The 16237-nt window shown below is 67.1% G+C and carries 16 protein-coding genes and 1 riboswitch; of the genes, 3 read left to right on the top strand and 13 right to left on the bottom strand.

Annotated elements, in window-relative coordinates; all coding sequences use genetic code 11:
* Window positions 1-19: 19 nt before the first annotated feature.
* From FXN65_RS03315 to dxs, 3 genes are all read left to right on the top strand, one after another.
* Window positions 20-3289, top strand: a complete 3270-nt coding sequence (locus FXN65_RS03315; protein WP_151131630.1) for an acetyl-CoA carboxylase family protein — start codon at window positions 20-22, stop codon at window positions 3287-3289.
* Window positions 3290-3303: 14 nt separating this feature from the next.
* Complete coding sequence (locus FXN65_RS03310; protein ID WP_151131629.1) at window positions 3304-4257, top strand: alpha/beta fold hydrolase; 954 nt, start codon at window positions 3304-3306, stop codon at window positions 4255-4257.
* A 103-nt stretch (window positions 4258-4360) separates the two neighbouring features.
* On the top strand, window positions 4361-6256 hold the full coding sequence (gene dxs / locus FXN65_RS03305) for a 1-deoxy-D-xylulose-5-phosphate synthase (protein ID WP_151131628.1): 1896 nt from the start codon (window positions 4361-4363) through the stop codon (window positions 6254-6256).
* 120 nt (window positions 6257-6376) lie between these two features.
* Here the strand turns inward: dxs and FXN65_RS03300 are convergent, their stop codons facing one another.
* The 13 genes from FXN65_RS03300 to nrdR all read right to left on the bottom strand — a co-directional run bounded on the left by FXN65_RS03300 (window position 6377) and on the right by nrdR (window position 16143).
* Window positions 6377-7174 carry a cobalamin-binding protein gene (locus FXN65_RS03300; protein WP_151131627.1) on the bottom strand — a complete coding sequence of 266 codons (798 nt, stop codon included), beginning with the start codon at window positions 7172-7174 and terminating at the stop codon, window positions 6377-6379.
* Window positions 7174-7593, bottom strand: coding sequence for an MFS transporter (locus FXN65_RS03295; protein WP_151131626.1), 420 nt, complete (start codon window positions 7591-7593; stop codon window positions 7174-7176). The genes FXN65_RS03300 and FXN65_RS03295 overlap by 1 nt, the downstream gene beginning before the upstream one ends.
* Window positions 7590-8204, bottom strand: a complete 615-nt coding sequence (gene ribA, locus FXN65_RS03290) for a GTP cyclohydrolase II (RefSeq protein WP_151131625.1) — start codon at window positions 8202-8204, stop codon at window positions 7590-7592. Before ribA ends, FXN65_RS03295 begins: the two co-directional genes overlap by 4 nt.
* A gap of 108 nt (window positions 8205-8312) precedes the next feature.
* On the bottom strand, window positions 8313-8984 hold the full coding sequence (locus tag FXN65_RS03285; protein WP_151131624.1) for a retropepsin-like aspartic protease family protein: 672 nt from the start codon (window positions 8982-8984) through the stop codon (window positions 8313-8315).
* Window positions 8971-9726 carry a substrate-binding periplasmic protein gene (locus tag FXN65_RS03280; RefSeq protein WP_151131623.1) on the bottom strand — a complete coding sequence of 252 codons (756 nt, stop codon included), beginning with the start codon at window positions 9724-9726 and terminating at the stop codon, window positions 8971-8973. Before FXN65_RS03280 ends, FXN65_RS03285 begins: the two co-directional genes overlap by 14 nt.
* Before the next feature lie 46 nt (window positions 9727-9772).
* Window positions 9773-10273: a phosphatidylglycerophosphatase A family protein gene (locus tag FXN65_RS03275; protein ID WP_151131622.1), complete on the bottom strand. Its 501-nt coding sequence runs from the start codon at window positions 10271-10273 to the stop codon at window positions 9773-9775.
* A complete protein-coding gene (gene thiL / locus FXN65_RS03270) occupies window positions 10266-11234 on the bottom strand; it encodes a thiamine-phosphate kinase (RefSeq protein WP_151131621.1) in 969 nt (322 codons plus the stop codon). Before thiL ends, FXN65_RS03275 begins: the two co-directional genes overlap by 8 nt.
* Window positions 11235-11248: 14 nt before the next feature.
* Entirely contained in the window at window positions 11249-11722 is a 474-nt protein-coding gene (nusB, locus tag FXN65_RS03265; protein WP_151131620.1) for a transcription antitermination factor NusB, read from the bottom strand.
* Window positions 11719-12195: a 6,7-dimethyl-8-ribityllumazine synthase gene (gene ribH / locus FXN65_RS03260; protein WP_120653232.1), complete on the bottom strand. Its 477-nt coding sequence runs from the start codon at window positions 12193-12195 to the stop codon at window positions 11719-11721. Before ribH ends, nusB begins: the two co-directional genes overlap by 4 nt.
* A 62-nt stretch (window positions 12196-12257) precedes the next feature.
* Complete coding sequence (ribBA, locus tag FXN65_RS03255; protein WP_151131619.1) at window positions 12258-13352, bottom strand: bifunctional 3,4-dihydroxy-2-butanone-4-phosphate synthase/GTP cyclohydrolase II; 1095 nt, start codon at window positions 13350-13352, stop codon at window positions 12258-12260.
* Window positions 13353-13369: 17 nt separating this feature from the next.
* Complete coding sequence (locus tag FXN65_RS03250) at window positions 13370-14032, bottom strand: riboflavin synthase (protein WP_151131618.1); 663 nt, start codon at window positions 14030-14032, stop codon at window positions 13370-13372.
* Between the two features lie 219 nt (window positions 14033-14251).
* Window positions 14252-14481, bottom strand: a riboswitch (FMN riboswitch).
* Window positions 14482-14569: 88 nt separating this feature from the next.
* Window positions 14570-15679 (bottom strand): bifunctional diaminohydroxyphosphoribosylaminopyrimidine deaminase/5-amino-6-(5-phosphoribosylamino)uracil reductase RibD, encoded by a 1110-nt coding sequence (gene ribD / locus FXN65_RS03245; RefSeq protein ID WP_151131617.1) that lies wholly within the window; start codon window positions 15677-15679, stop codon window positions 14570-14572.
* Window positions 15679-16143, bottom strand: coding sequence for a transcriptional regulator NrdR (gene nrdR, locus FXN65_RS03240; RefSeq protein ID WP_151138642.1), 465 nt, complete (start codon window positions 16141-16143; stop codon window positions 15679-15681). Before nrdR ends, ribD begins: the two co-directional genes overlap by 1 nt.
* Between the last annotated feature and the right edge of the window lie 94 nt (window positions 16144-16237).

The following is a 16237-nucleotide window of genomic DNA, read 5'->3' as shown; positions in this document are numbered from 1 at the left end:
CACGCCAAGGATCTTCGCCGTGACCACAGCCATCCAGTCCCTGCTGATCGCCAACCGTGGCGAGATCGCCATCCGCATCGCCCGCGCCGCAGCGGAACTCGGCATTCGCAGCGTCGCCGTCTACGCCGAAGACGACAGCCAGTCCCTGCACCCGCGCAAGGCTGACCTCGCGGTGCCGCTCAATGGCCGGGGCGCGGCAGCGTATCTGGACGCTGCCCAGTTGGTGGAAGTGGCACGCCAGCACGGCTGTGATGCCGTCCATCCCGGCTACGGTTTCCTCAGCGAGAACGCCGCTTTCGCCCGCCAGTGCGAAGCCGCCGGCATCCGTTTCGTCGGCCCATCTGCCGAAGCGCTGGAGCTGTTCGGCGACAAGGCCCGCGCCCGCTCACTGGCCGCGCGCAGCGGCCTGCCCCTTGCTGCCGGCAGCAATCGCGCCACCTCCCTCGACGAAGCCCGTGCCCTGCTGGAAGGCGGCCCGATCATGCTCAAGGCCCTGGCTGGCGGCGGTGGTCGCGGCATGCGCGCGGTGCGTGAAGCCGGCGAACTGGAGCAGGCCTTCGAGCGCTGCCAGTCCGAGGCACGTGCGGCCTTTGGCAATGGCGACCTGTACGTCGAGCGGCTGATCGAGAATGCCCGGCACATCGAGGTCCAGGTGCTGGGCGACGGTGAACGGGTCACTCACCTCTGGGAGCGCGACTGCAGCCTGCAACGCCGCCACCAGAAGGTGATCGAGATCGCCCCGGCGCCCGAACTGGACGCCGGCCTGCGCCAGCGCATCCTCGACGCCGCGCTGACCCTGGCCGCCGCCGCCGGTTATCGCGGCATCGGCACCTTCGAGTTCCTGGTCGACACCGGCCGTGGCGACTTCGTGTTCATGGAGGCCAATCCGCGCATCCAGGTCGAACACTGCATCACCGAGGCGGTCACCGGCATCGACCTGGTGCAGACGCAATTGCGCCTGGCCGAAGGGTTCAGCCTGGCCGACCTGGGCCTGCTGGAACCCATCTCTCCACGCGGCTTCGCCGTGCAGCTGCGGATCAACCTGGAAAGCATGCAGGCCGACGGCAGTGCGCGACCGGCCGGCGGCCTGGTCAGCGCCTACGAGCCCCCCAGCGGGCCGGGCATCCGCGTCGACGGCTATGGCTACGCGGGCTACCCGACCAGCCCCAGCTACGACTCGCTGCTGGCCAAGCTGATCGTCCAGGGCGATGACCTGCCGGCGACCCTGCGCCGAGCCTATCGCGCCCTCTGCGAATTCCGCCTGGAAGGGGTGGCGAGCAATATCCACTTCCTGCAGAACCTGTTGCGCCGCCCGGAACTGGCCGGGGGCGTGGATACCCGCTTCATCGAACGGGAAATCGGCCAACTGCTGGCCCCGCAGCAGACCGCCCACCCGCACCTGTTCGTCAGCGGTGCCGGTACCGCCGCGGTTGCTGGAGCCGGGCAGGTGGAAGCGCCCGCCGGTTGCGTACCGCTGAACGCCCCCAGCCAGGGGGCGCTGGTGAGCCTCGACGTGCAGGAGGGCGACGCGGTTGCCGTCGGGCAGCCGGTGGCGGTGCTGGAAGCGATGAAGATGGAGTTCGTGGTCAAGGCAACCCGGGGCGGCATCGTCCGCGCCCTGGCCGTGGCGCCGGGTGACAGCCTGTTCGAAGGTGCGCCGCTGCTGTTCCTGGAGCCGGCGGAGGTTGCCGGCGATGCGGTGCAGAGCGAGGAAAGCCTCGACCTCGCGCATATCCGCGCCGACCTCGCCGAAGTGCTGGAGCGCCACGCCATCACCACCGATGAACGCCGTCCGCAGGCCGTGGCCAGGCGGCGCAAGACCGGTCAGCGCACCACCCGCGAGAACCTCGACGACCTGCTGGATGAGGGCAGTTTCATCGAGTACGGCGCCCTGGCGCTGGCCGCCCAGCGCCGGCGCCGGTCGCTGGAAGAACTGATCGAGCAGAGCCCGGCGGATGGACTGGTAGCGGGCATCGGCACGGTGAATGCCGCCCGCTTCGGCAGCGAGGCCGCGCGCTGCATGGCCATCGCCTACGACTACACGGTGTTCGCCGGCACCCAGGGGGTGATGAACCACAAGAAGACCGACCGCATGCTCGGCCTGGCCGAACAATGGCGCCTGCCGCTGGTGCTCTTCGCCGAAGGCGGCGGCGGCCGGCCGGGGGATTCGGACTTCGTCGGGGTGGCCGGGCTGGACTGCCACACCTTCGTCGGCATGGCGAGGCTGTCCGGCCTGGTGCCGCTGGTGGGTGTGGTGTCCGGCCGCTGTTTCGCCGGCAACGCCGCCCTGCTCGGCTGCTGTGACGTGATCATCGCAACCCGCAACGCCAGTATCGGCATGGCCGGCCCGGCGATGATCGAGGGCGGCGGCCTCGGCAGTTTCGCGCCGGAGGACGTCGGCCCCACCAGCGTCCAGGGTCCCAACGGGGTGATCGACGTGCTGGTGGAGGACGAAGCCGAGGCCGTGCGCGTGGCGCAGCAATACCTGTCCTACTTCCAGGGTGACCTGGCGGACTGGCAGTGCGCCGACCAGCGCCTGCTGCGCCACGCCATCCCTGAAAACCGCCTGCGGGCCTACGACATCCGCTCGCTGATCGAAACCCTGGCCGACCAGGACTCGCTACTGGAACTGCGCCGACAGTTCGCGCCGGGCCTGATCACCGCTTTCATCCGCATCGAAGGCAAGGCGTTCGGCCTGATCGCCAACAACCCGATGCATCTCGGCGGCGCCATCGACGCCCAGGCCGGCGACAAGGCCGCGCGCTTCATGCAGCTATGCGACGCCTTCGACATCCCCATGCTCTCGCTCTGCGACACACCCGGCTTCATGGTGGGGCCGGATTCGGAGAAGCAGGCCACGGTGCGCCACGTCTCGCGCATGTTCGTCGCCGCCGCCGGCCTGTCGGTGCCTTTCTTCACCGTCGTGCTGCGCAAGGGCTACGGGCTGGGCGCCCAGGCCATGGCGGCGGGGAGCTTCCATTCGCCGCTGTTCACCATCGCCTGGCCCAGCGGCGAGTTCGGCGCCATGGGCCTGGAGGGCGCGGTGCGCCTGGGCTACGCCAAGGAACTGGCCGCAGTGGAAGACCCGGCCGAGCGACAGAAGCTGTTCGACAAGATGGTTGCCAAGGCCTATCAGAACGGCAAGGCGATCAACATGGCCAGCTTCCTGGAAATCGACGCGGTGATCGATCCGCAGGAAACCCGCGCCTGGCTGCTGCGCGGGCTGAACGCCGCACCGCGGCCGGCTCCGCGCTCCGGCAAGAAACGCCCCTTCGTCGATACCTGGTAAGCCTGGAGCTCGCCATGCCCAACTTCGAACACCAACTGCTGCCGGTCAACGGCATCACCCTGAGCCTTTACAGCGCCGGGCCGGCCGATGGACGCCCAGTCTGGCTGCTGCACGGTTTTCCCGAGTGCTGGTACTCCTGGCGCCAGCAGGCAGAGCCGCTGGCGGCGGCCGGATATCGCGTGCTGATGCCGGAAATGCGCGGCTACGGGGCAAGCAGCGCCCCGGAAGCGATCGAAGACTACGCCCTGCTGACCCTGTGCGGCGACATCCAGGCGGCGATGGACAGCCTCGGCCAAACCGATGCCTGTGTGATCGGCCACGACTGGGGCGCGCCGGTGGCCTGGCACCTGGCGTTGCTGGAGCCCGAGCGCATCCGGGCGCTGGGCGCCATGTCGGTGCCCTTCGGCGGCCGTCCCAAGCGCCCGGCCATCGAAATCATGCGCGAGGCCAACGCCGGGCGCTTCAACTACATCCTCTACTTCCAGGAGCCAGGGGTGGCCGAAGCGGAGCTGGATGCCGATCTGGAGCGCAGCCTGCGCCTGCTGTTGAGCGACCTGGGCGACGCCGTGCTGCGCGAGAGACCAGCCGACTCGCGGCTGCTCGACGGCCTGAGCGAATCGCCGGCCCTGCCGGGCTGGTGCGATGCCGGGGAGTTCGCCGTCTACCAGCGCACCTTCGCCGCTGGCGGATTTCGCGGGCCGCTGAACTGGTACCGCAATTTCACCCTGAACTGGCAGCAGACCGAGCACCTGGCAGGCCGGCAGATCCGGCAACCCACGCTGTTCATGGTCGGCGACCATGATCCGGTGGCCCGGTTGGAGGCCTACACACTCAAGCGCATGGCCGAACTGGTGCCCCACCTGGAGCAGCATCGCCTACCCGATTGCGGCCACTGGCTGCAGAACGAACGACCTGAACAGGTGAACGCGCAACTGCTGGATTTCCTGGCCCGCCATTATCCGGCGTAACCGATCCCACAGGTTGCTACGAACCGACTGACAGCGTGTTTGGGCACTGAGGGGCGCATCAGGTAAACTTGCCCATCTTTTTTTGCCCATAACGATTAGCCTGATGCCCACGACGTTCCACGAGATTCCCCGCGAACGCCCCGTCACGCCCCTGCTCGACCGCGCGGCGACGCCGGATGCGCTGCGCCGGCTTGGTGAGGCTGAGCTGGAAACCCTGGCCGACGAACTGCGCCAGTACCTGCTCTATACCGTCGGCAAGACCGGCGGCCACTTCGGTGCCGGCCTGGGCGTGGTGGAACTGACCATCGCCCTGCACTATGTCTACGACACGCCCGACGACCGGCTGGTCTGGGACGTGGGCCACCAGGCCTACCCGCACAAGATCCTCACCGGCCGCCGCGAACAGATGGGCAGCCTGCGCCAGAAGGACGGCGTCGCCGCCTTCCCGCGCCGCGTGGAGAGTGAGTACGACACCTTTGGCGTCGGCCACTCCAGCACCTCCATCAGCGCCGCCCTGGGCATGGCCATCGCCGCCCGCATGCAGGGCTCCAATCGCAAGTCGATCGCCGTGATCGGTGACGGCGCGCTGACCGCCGGCATGGCCTTCGAGGCGCTCAACCACGCGTCGGACGTCCAGGCCGACATGCTGGTGATCCTCAACGACAACGACATGTCGATTTCGCGCAACGTCGGCGGCCTGTCCAACTACCTGGCGAAGATCCTTTCCAGCCGCACCTACGCGAGCATGCGCGAAGGCAGCAAGAAGGTGCTCTCGCGCCTGCCCGGCGCCTGGGAAATCGCCCGCCGCACCGAGGAATACGCCAAGGGCATGCTGGTTCCCGGCACCCTGTTCGAGGAACTGGGCTGGAACTACATCGGTCCCATCGACGGCCATGACCTGCCCACCCTGGTGGCCACCCTGCGCAACATGCGCGACCTCAAGGGCCCGCAGTTCCTCCATGTGGTGACCAAGAAGGGCAAGGGCTTCGCCCCGGCCGAAGCCGACCCCATCGGCTATCACGCCATCACCAAGCTGGAACCGATCAACGCTCCGGCCGCCCCGAAGAAGCCGTCCGGCCCGAAATACTCCAACGTGTTCGGCCAGTGGCTGTGCGACATGGCCGGGCAGGACCCGCGCCTGGTGGGCATCACCCCGGCGATGAAGGAAGGCTCGGATCTGGTGGCCTTCAGCGAGCGTTTCCCGGACCGTTATTTCGACGTCGCCATCGCCGAGCAACACGCCGTGACCCTGGCGGCCGGCATGGCTTGCGACGGCGCCAAGCCGGTGGTGGCCATCTATTCCACCTTCCTCCAGCGCGGCTATGACCAGCTGATCCATGACGTGGCGGTGCAGAACCTCGACGTGCTGTTCGCCATCGACCGCGCCGGCCTGGTGGGCGAGGACGGCCCGACCCACGCGGGCAGCTTCGACCTCTCCTACCTGCGCTGCATCCCCGGCATGCTGGTGATGACGCCGAGCGACGAGAACGAACTGCGCCTGCTGCTGACCACCGGCCACCACTTCGAAGGCCCGGCGGCGGTGCGCTATCCGCGCGGCAGCGGCCCCAACGCCACCATCGAGCGCGAATTGAAACCGGTGGAAATCGGCAAGGCCGTGGTTCGCCGCCGGGGCTCCAAGGTCGCCATGCTGGTGTTCGGTGTGCAACTGGCCGAGGCACTGCAGGTCGCCGAAGGCCTGGATGCCACCGTGGTCGACATGCGCTTCGTCAAACCCCTGGACGAAGCGCTGGTGCGCGAGCTGGCCGGCAGCCACGAGTTGCTGGTGACCATCGAGGAGAACAGTGTGATGGGTGGCGCCGGTGCCGCCGTCAGCGAATTCCTCGCCCGCGAGAGCCTGGTAAAACCCGTGCTGCACCTGGGCCTGCCGGATTACTACGTCGAACATGCCAAGCCGGCGGAAATGCTCGCCGAGTGCGGGCTGGATGCGGCGGGTATCGAAGCGTCGGTGCGCAAACGCATGGCCCTGCTGGGGCTCTGACCTGCGCCTGAATCTGTGGGAACGAATTCATTCGCGAATGAATTCGTTCCCACAATCAATCCGTAGCCTCGGATTTCGCTGGACTACACGTTTGCAGGGTACGCCGCGCGCATCAGGCCTCTACCTCGCCGCATCCAGCAACCGGCAGAGCTTCCCGGTCGCCGCCAGCATCTGGAAGCTCGGGCGTTCCAGCCCCCGGTCCGGCACTGGCCAGACCTGTCCCCGTTTCACCGCTGTCAGCTGCGGCCAGGCCTTCCAGGCATAGGCCTGGCTCGGTTCGCTCACCAGGATCACCGCGGGGTCGCGCTGCATCACAGCCTCGATGCCCACCTGGGGCGCCGGCAGGGAAAGGTCGGCGAAGACGTTCTCCGCCCCGCAGACCTTCAAGGCATCGCTGACGATCTGCTTGCCGCCGAGGGTATAGAGCGGCTTGTCCCAGACCTGGTAGAAGACTTTCAACGGCACGTCGCGGTGGTGGTGTTGGCGCAGTGCCGCCAGCCCCGACTCGAAGCGCGCGGCCATCTGGCGGCCCTGTTCGGCGCGGCCGACCCGCTCACCGATCTCGGCGAAGGCATTCGCCAGTTGTTCCAGGCTCCGCGGCTCCACCACCAGCTGGGGAACCGGGAATTTCTTCAGTTGCTCGCGTCCGGCCGAGCCCACGCTGTCGGGCCAGAGCAGCACCAGATCGGGCTTGAGGGCGAGCAGGCTTTCCGGTTGCAGCTGCCCGTAGCGCCCCACCGACGGCAGGCCGGCCAGGGCTGCGGGGCGATCACCGCCGTCGAGCACACCCACCAGAAGGTCACCGGCGCCGAGATCAAGCATGATTTCGGTCAGGGAGGGAGCCAGGCTGACGACCCGCAGCTGCGCCGTGGCGGGCAGCGCCACGGACAGCAGCAGGAAGGCGAGCAGCCGGCGCATCAGCCGAGCTGGCGGGGGATTCGGTAGAGGTAGAGCAGCACCAGGCTGCTCATGGCCAGGAGGAACAGCGCCACAGTATTGAGTCCGACCAGCACCGCCAGGGCGGCGATCCAGGCTGGCAGGCCGGCGGCGAGGAAGCCCCTGTCGCGACGGCGGGTCAGTTCCTGCCAGGCACCGGGCTCTTCGGCCCGACCGAGGGCGGCCTCGGTGGCCACGAGGGCGCGCTTGTAGGCGGAGAACATCGGCAGGCTGAAAAACAGCGAGACCAGGGCGCCAATGAAGAGCGGCATCTGCAATACCGGCAGCACCGGTTCCCCATCGCCGAACAGGTAGCCCATGACCAACAGCGGCACCAGCGTGAAGCCCACCTGGCGCCACCAGGTCATGGCCAGCCGGCGACGGACTTCCTTGCGGGTCACGATTCGGATTCCGCCTGATGCAGGTTGCCGAGCATGTGCCCGAGCTTGCCGGCCTTGGTCGCCAGGTATTTGCGGTTGTGCTTGTTCAGGCCGGTCTGCAGCGGTACGCGCTCGGCGACGTTGAGACCGTAGCTTTCCAGTGCCTTGACCTTGCGCGGATTGTTGGTCATCAGCTTGACCGCGCCGACACCCAGGTGCTTCAGCATCGGCTGGCACATGGCGTAGTCGCGCTGGTCGGCGCCGAAGCCCAGGCGCTCGTTGGCTTCCACGGTATCGGCGCCGGCGTCCTGCAGCTCGTAGGCGCGGATCTTGTTCAGGAGACCAATGCCACGGCCTTCCTGGCGCAGGTAGAGCAGTACACCGCAGCCGGCTTCAGCGATGGCGCGCAGCGCCGCTTCCAGCTGGAATCCGCAGTCGCAGCGCAGGCTGAACAGGGCATCACCGGTGAGGCACTCGGAATGCAGGCGACCCAGGACGGGTCCGCCGTTGGCCACATCGCCCAGGGTCAGGGCAACGTGTTCCTTGCCGCTGGCCTCATCGAGAAAGCCGTGCATGGTGAACACGCCGAACGGAGTCGGCAGCTGGGAGGCGGCGACGAAAACGACAGACACCGTGTAACTCCTGGAAATTGGCAAGGCCGGCATTGTAGCAGCAGCGCTATCCGGCGGGTCAGATTGAATAGTTGGGGATAAGTATCGAATGGCTCGAAGCAAGCGGCCTCAGAACTTGGACTCCAGCATCAGCACGCCCTGCTCCTCGCGCCAGCGCACGCGGTTGAGGAAGCTCATGCCCAGCAGCACCTCCACAGGCGCCTCGCCTTCGATGACCGCGCCTTCCACGCCCAGCACCTCGAGGCTGCCGACCTTGATGCGATCGAATTTCACCCGCCAGGCGTTGACCGTTCCACTGGCGGTACTGGCCTTCATCGGCAGTCCCTTCACCCGGTAGTCGATGCCCAGGCGGCGCGCCTGGCTCTCGTTCATGGCGACGCTGGTGGCCCCGGTATCCACCAGGAACTGCACCGGGTGGCCCTCGATGGAACCTGCGACCTGGTAGTGCCCGTTATTGCCCCGGGCGATGCTCAGTTGCGCCTTCTGCGGTGCCGCGGGGCTGCCGGGGCTGTCGGTGCTGGTAGCCGGGTTGTACTCGCGGCTGAGGCCGTAGCTGCGCTCGACACCATCGACCCGCAGCACCGCGCCCTTGCTGTCGGCGCTGATCACCTGGACGCCACCAGGGCCGGTCTGGCCGACCTTCACCAGCTTGCGCTGGCCGTCGACATTGATCACCGCGGCGCCGGGGAACAGGCCGACCACCTGCACCTGGGTGGCTGCGACGAACAGCGGAGCCAGCGCCAGCAGGCAGGCGGCGATACGCAGGTCAGGGCGCGACATCGGGTTTCTCCGGTTCCTTGTCGAAGGCATACGGCTGCTTCCAGCGCTTGAACAGTGGCCTCAACTCACCGCTGGTCACCAGGGCGGTCATGCGGCGGTCGAAGATATCCGCCAGGCGGCGACCGCGCGGCGTATCGGCAAAACCCAGGTAGAGCGGCAGGCGTAGCAGCGGGGTTACGCGGTAGCGGCTGCGGTCGGTGGCGGTGTCCAGCACGTCGTCCACTTCGGTCCGGGCGTCGATGTAGAAGTCCACATGGCCCAGTTCGAGCATCGAAAGGATGCCACTACGGCGCTGGATTTCCGTGAAGTGCTTCAGGTTCGGCAGGTAGTTCTGGTAGTCGTAGCCACGGATCCAGGCCAGGCGGTAGCGGCCCAGGGTGGCCAGGCTGGGGACGGGCGTTGAGTTCAGCGAGAGCGCGCTGACCTGGTCCACGTCGTAATGCCATCTCGGGTAGTAGGCACCCTCGGCTTCGTTGCGGTAGGAACCGACCCAGGCGTCGGCCTCACCTCGCTGCACCAGGCCGATGGAACGGGTGTAGGGCACGATGTGGACCTTCAGCTGGATGCCTTCGGGCTCGTAGACCCGCCGCAGGATGTCCCATCCGAGCCCGGTGCCGTCGGCTTCGGTGTGCCCGGGCCAGACGTCGCTGGCGAGGTGGATTTCATGGTCCGGGAACGGCGCCGCCCAGGCCGCCGGCAGCAGCAGACAGCCGATCAGGAACTTCAGTAACCAGCTCCGCATCACGCGTCCCTCCACCCGCCCTTCGCCGTTGCGGGTCCAACCAAGATTAGGCCAGGCCCCAGACAATGAGCTGCATTGCCAGCCAGGCGAAGACACCGGCCAGGACGTCGTCGAGCATGATGCCCACGCCACCGTGGACATGGCGGTCGATCCAGCGGATCGGCCAGGGCTTGAGGATGTCCATCACGCGGAACACCAGGAAGCCGATCAGCAGCCAATGCCAGCCCTCGGGCACCAGCCAGAGGGTGATCCACATGCCGACCATTTCATCCCAGACGATGCCTTCGTGGTCATGCACGCGCAGGTCGTCGGCCACCTTGCCGCACAGCCAGAAGCCGAACAGCATGGTCAGTCCCAGCATCAGCCAGTAGCCCCAGTCCGGCAGCATCTGCCAGAGCGGAATGAACGGCAGCGCTACGAGAGAGCCCCAGGTGCCCGGAGCCTTGGGCAGGGTGCCCGAGCCGAATCCGAAGGCGATGAAATGCCAGGGGTTGCTCCACACCGAATGGGGGATAGGTTGCGGCGTGGCCGATTCGTGATCAGTCACCTTGACTCCCGAAATGTTGATAACCCAATGCCGGCGGCTGCAGTTCGACACCGGCGGCGTCCAGCAGGTGAACCCCCTGCCCGGCTTCCACCCGGCCGATCACGGCCACTTCCGGCCACTGCGCCTGAACGGCGGCCAGCTCTGCGGCAGGCAGGGTAAAGGCGAGGCGGTAGTCGTCGCCACCGGCCAGCGCACATTTGCGCGCGAACTCGCTGGGGAAGAGTCGTTCGAGTGCTGGCGACAGCGGCAGTTTCTCCGCTTCCACCAGCAGCGCGACGCCGGAGGCCCTGGCGATGTGGCCACAGTCGGCGAGCAGGCCGTCGGAGATGTCCAGCGCCGCAGTGGCCCGCCCGCGCAACGCCTGGCCCAGGGCCAGTTGCGGTTGCGGCGCCCAGTAGCGCTGCAACAGGTATTCTGCATCCGCGCCGCTGTCCTGCATTTCGCCCAGTACCAGCGGCAATGCGCCGGCACCATCACCCAGGCTGCCGCCCACGCAGAGCAGATCGCCGGGGCGTGCGCCGGCGCGGGTCAGCGCCAATCCGGCGGGCACCCGGCCGAACACCGTGAGGGTCAGGCTCAGCGGGCCTCGGGTGGTATCGCCGCCCACCAGGCCGATCCCGCAATCCCGCGCCATGGCGCAGAGGCCACGGGCGAAGCCGTCCAGCCAGTCGGGCCGGGCGTCGGGCAGGGTCAGGGCGAGGGTGAAGGCGACGGGCTTGGCGCCCATGGCGGCCAGGTCGCTGGCGGAAACCGCCAGGGCACGCTGACCGAGGAAGAAGGGGTCGGCCTGTTGCGGGAAGTGCACGCCGGCCACCAGGGTGTCGGTGGAAATCGCCAGTTGCTCGCCGGGGGGCAGTTGCAACAGGGCACAGTCATCACCGATGCCAAGGGCAATGCCTTCGCCCCCGGCCGCACAGGCGGCGGAGGCGAAGAAACGGCGGATCAGCTCGAACTCACCCATTCACTGGGCTGCAATCAGCGCTTGCCGCCACGGACTTCGGCGGCACGCAGGCGCGGCGCCAGCTTGTCCAGCACGCCGTTGACGAACTTGTGTCCGTCGGTGGCGCCGAACACCTTGGCCAGCTCGATGCCCTCGTTGATCACCACGCGGTACGGCACGTCCACGCGATTCATCAGCTCGTAGGTGGACAGGCGCAGTATCGCCAGCTCTACCGGGTCGACTTCCTCGAGCGCGCGGTCCAGGCAGGGCAGGAAGGCCGCGTCGATCTCGGTCTTCTGGCGCGGTACGCCGTGGAGGATCTCGTGGAAGTAGGCGCCGTCGACGCTGGCGAAATCGTTGTCGACGCGGAACTGCGCCTCGATTTCGTTGAGCGGCTGACCGGCAATGTGCCAGGAGTAGAGCGCCTGCATCGCCAGGGTACGAGCCTGGCGACGGGCTGCGATCTTGCCTTTCGGAGCCTTGGGCGCCGAACCGTCTGCGTTGCTCACTTGGCCTCCAGGGCAGCCAGCAGGCTTACCATCTCCAGAGCGGACAGGGCAGCTTCGGCACCCTTGTTGCCGGCCTTGGTGCCGGAACGTTCGATGGCCTGCTCGATGGAATCGACGGTCAGCACGCCGAAGGCGACCGGTACGCCGAATTCCATGGAAACCTGGGCCAGACCCTTGGTGCACTCGCCGGCGACGTATTCGAAGTGCGGGGTGCCGCCACGAATGACCGCCCCGAGGGCGATGATGGCGGAGTACTCGCCTTGCTGGGCGACCTTCTGGGCTACCAGCGGGATTTCAAAGGCGCCGGGCGCGCGGATGATGGTGATGTCGTTTTCGCTGACACCGTGGCGAACCAGGGCGTCTACGGCGCCGCTCACCAGGCTTTCCACGACGAAGCTGTTGAAACGGCCGACCACCAGGGCATAGCGGCCTTTGGGGGCGATGAAGGTACCTTCGATGGTCTTCAGGGACATGGGCGAGTTCTCGTCAATTAAAGAGCGAGGGCCCCGGCCTTGACGGCCGGAGCCCTGCGGGATCATTCAGCGGGCAGGTATTCTACAACTTCCAGGTCGAAACCGGATATCGCGTTGAACTTCATCGGCGAGCTCATCAGGCGCATCTTGCGCACTCCGAGGTCGCGAAGAATCTGCGATCCGGCACCGACGGTGCTGTAGGTGGTCGGGTTGGTGACGCGGGTCTCGGCCCCCAACTGGCGCTCCAGGTGCGCCAGCAACTGCGGACCGGTGAGCGGGGTGCCGAGCAGCAGCACCACGCCGCTGCCGGCGGCGGCCACTTCCTTCATCGCGGCGCGCAGGCTCCAGCGGCCAGCCTGGTTGACCATGAACAGGTCGCGCAGCGGGTCCATGTTGTGGACACGCACCAGGGTCGGCTCTTCCGGGCAGATCTTGCCCAGGGTCAGGGCCATGTGCACATCGCCTTCCACGGCATCGCGGTAGGTCACCAGGTTGAAGTGGCCCAGTTCGCTGTCCAGCGGCTGCTCGGCGATGCGCTCGACGGTGCGCTCGTGGATCAGGCGGTAGTGGATGAGGTCGGCGATGGTGCCGATCTTGATCCCGTGTTCGGCGGCGAAGGCCTCGAGCTCAGGGCGACGGGACATGGTGCCGTCGTCGTTCATGATTTCGCAGATCACGCCGGAAGGCTCGAAGCCGGCCATGCGCGCCAGGTCGCAAGCCGCCTCGGTGTGGCCGGCACGGGCCAGCACGCCGCCCGGCTGGGCCATCAGCGGGAAAATGTGCCCGGGGCTGACGATGTCGTCGGCCTTGGCGCCCTTGGCGGCGGCCACCTGCACGGTGCGTGCGCGGTCGGCGGCGGAGATACCGGTGGTCACGCCTTCGGCGGCCTCGATGGACACGGTGAACTTGGTGCCGAAGCCCGAGCCGTTGCGCGGCGCCATCAGCGGCAGCTTCAGCAGTTCGCAGCGCTCGCGGGTCATCGGCATGCAGATCAGGCCACGGGCGAACCGGGCCATGAAGTTGATGTGCTCGGCCTGCACGCACTCGGAGGCCATGATCAGGTCGCCTTCGTTCTCGCGATCCTCGTCATCCATGAGGATGACCATCTTGCCCTGGCGGATGTCTTCGATCAGTTCTTCGATGCTGTTGAGAGCCATGGGCCCTCCTTCTGAATTCAGTGTTTGAGGTAGCCGTGTTCGGCGAGGAAGCTTTCGGTCAGGCCGGAGGACTGGGGCTCGGCCGCCTTGTCGCCGAGCAGCAGGCGCTCCAGGTAGCGGGCCAGCAGGTCGACCTCCAGGTTCACGCGGCGCCCCGGGCGGTAGTCGGCCATGATGGTCTCGGCCAGGGTGTGCGGGACGATGGTCAGCTCGAACTCGGCGCCATTCACCGAATTCACCGTCAGGCTGGTGCCGTCGACGGTGATCGAGCCCTTCAAGGCGATGTATCTGGCCAGGTCACGTGGCGCGCGGATGCGGAATTGCACGGCGCGGGCGTTGTCCTCGCGCATCAGGATCTCGCCGATGCCGTCGACATGGCCGCTGACCAGATGGCCGCCGAGACGGCTGGTGGGGGTCAGGGCCTTTTCCAGGTTGACCGGGCTGCCGGGCTTGAGGTCGTCGAAGGCGGTGCGGGCCAGGGTCTCGCGGCTGACATCGGCCCAGAAGCCGTTGCCGGGCAGCTCCACGGCGGTGAGGCAGACGCCGTTGACGGCGATGCTGTCGCCCAGCTTGACGTCGGCGAGGTCCAGCTTGCCGGTTTCCACCAGGACACGGACGTCACCGCCCTTGGGCGTGATCGCTCGGATGGTACCGATGGCTTCGATTATGCCGGTGAACATGGGACCTCCAGAGCTTGCAGCGAGCCGGTCGATACCGGCGAAAGACGCATTATAGGCACCCGCCCCTCACCCGCGCGCGGGCACGCCGCCGACGCCGGAAGGAAGTGGACTGTTGCATTTGACATCGATGGAACTCCTGTTTCGTGAAAAACAGGGCGTATCGGATCGAAAGGGATCTGACGGACACAGGCACGGACGCACCCTGGACCAGGCAGGCAATCCCGTTCTCTCTTCATCCGGACTGTTACCGTCGGCCTCGGGATCGCACCGAGTCTGCTGACCTTGCTGGATGGATTGGCTGCGCGTCGGCGATACGGCGTTAAAAACCGCCTTGTCTCGCTCTAGCTCGCTCAATCCAGAAAAGACTTTTCCCAGCAAGCGCTCGCGGGCTATGCGCATTTCGCGCAATTACCGCCGGTGGGGACTTGCACCCCGCCCTGAGAACGTTTCAGCCAGCATCGAACTGGCTGGCAGGCGTTTTATCACAGTCGTGGCGAACTTGCATCGGCCTTTGCGGCCATGCCGATGGCGCGTAAATCAGGCAGTGGCGCGGGGTATCGCGATGACTCGCCAGTCGTCGCCCACAGCACGCATTTCGACGATGTTCAGTTCCTGGGCTTCCGCCATCCGCGCCAGGGGCCAGTCCAGCAGCGGGCGGGCGCTGGAGCCGAGGAACTTGGCGGCGATGAAGATCTGGTACTCATCCACCAGTCCGGCCTGGGCGAAGGCACCGGCCAGGCGCGGGCCGGCTTCCACCAGGACTTCGTTCACGCCACGGCTGGCCAGTTCCTGCAACAGCTTGCGCAGGTCGACATGGCCATCGGCGCCAGGCACTGCCAGTAGTTCATGGCCCGCATAGGCGTCCCGGCTGCAATCACTGGCGGTCGCCACCAGTGCCGGCCCTGCCTGGAAAAAGGGCGCGTCCAGCGGCACCCGCAGGCGGCCATCAATCAGCACCCGCAAGGGCGGACGACTGACCGCCAGGGCAGTGAGTTCAGGATCGAGGCCCAACTCGTCCGCGCGGACGGTGAGGCGCGCGGCATCGGTGAGCACGGTATCGGCGCCGGTCAGCACCACGCTGGCGCGGGCGCGCAGGCGTTGCACCGCCGAGCGGGCAGCCGGGCCGGTTATCCACTGGCTTTCGCCGCTCGCCATGGCGGTGCGCCCGTCCAGGCTCATGGCCAGCTTGACCCGCAGGAAGGGCAGACCCTGCTCCATGCGCTTGATGAAACCGGCATTCAGCGCCCGCGCCTCGGCCTCCAGCACGCCGCTTTCGACAGCGATGCCAGCATCGGCCAGCCGCTTCAGACCACGGCCGGCCACCTGGGGATTGGGGTCCTGCATGGCTGCCACCACGCGTCCCACCCCGGCGGCCACCAGTGCATCGGCACAAGGCGGCGTGCGGCCGTGATGGCTGCAGGGTTCGAGGGTGACGTAGGCGGTGGCGCCATGGGCCAGCTCGCCAGCCTGGCGCAGCGCATGGACTTCGGCGTGGGGCTCGCCGGCGCGGACGTGCCAGCCTTCGCCGACGACCTGGCCATCGCGAACGATGACGCAACCGACGCGCGGATTGGGATGGGTGGAATAGATGCCTTTGCGCGCCAGCTCGAGGGCGCGGGCCATGCAGGCCTGGTCGCTGGCGGCCATCAGTCTTTCGACGGCTCTCGAGCCAGGCGCTCGATTTCCTCGCGGAACTCGTTGAGGTCCTGGAAGCGCCGGTAGACCGACGCGAAACGGATATAGGCAACTTCGTCGAGCTTCTGCAGCTCGGCCATCACCAGCTCACCCAGCACCCGCGACTTCACTTCGCGCTCGCCGGTGGCGCGCAGCTTGTGCTTGATATGGGCGATGGCCGCTTCCAGGCGCTCGACGCTCACCGGGCGCTTCTCCAGCGCACGTTGCATGCCGGCGCGCAGCTTCTCTTCGTCGAAGGGCTGGCGGCTGCCGTCCTGCTTGATCAGCCGGGGCATCACCAGTTCGGCGGTCTCGAAGGTGGTGAAGCGTTCTTCGCAGGCCAGGCACTCGCGGCGACGGCGCACCTGGTCGCCCTCGGCTACCAGCCGCGAATCAATGACCTTGGTGTCGTGGGCGCCGCAGAAGGGACAGTGCATGGGTTCGAAGGGGCATCGGCGGAAAAGGTGGTCCATGGTAGCGCATCCCCCGGGCAAGACAAGCCGGCAGCTTTGCGCTATAAGGCCCGCGCAC

The sequence above is a fragment of the Pseudomonas lalkuanensis genome (assembly GCF_008807375.1).
Classification (GTDB): Bacteria; Pseudomonadota; Gammaproteobacteria; order Pseudomonadales; family Pseudomonadaceae; genus Metapseudomonas; species Metapseudomonas lalkuanensis.
Note: the sequence above shows the minus strand (reverse complement) of the source record. Positions and strands in the feature narration are given on the sequence as shown.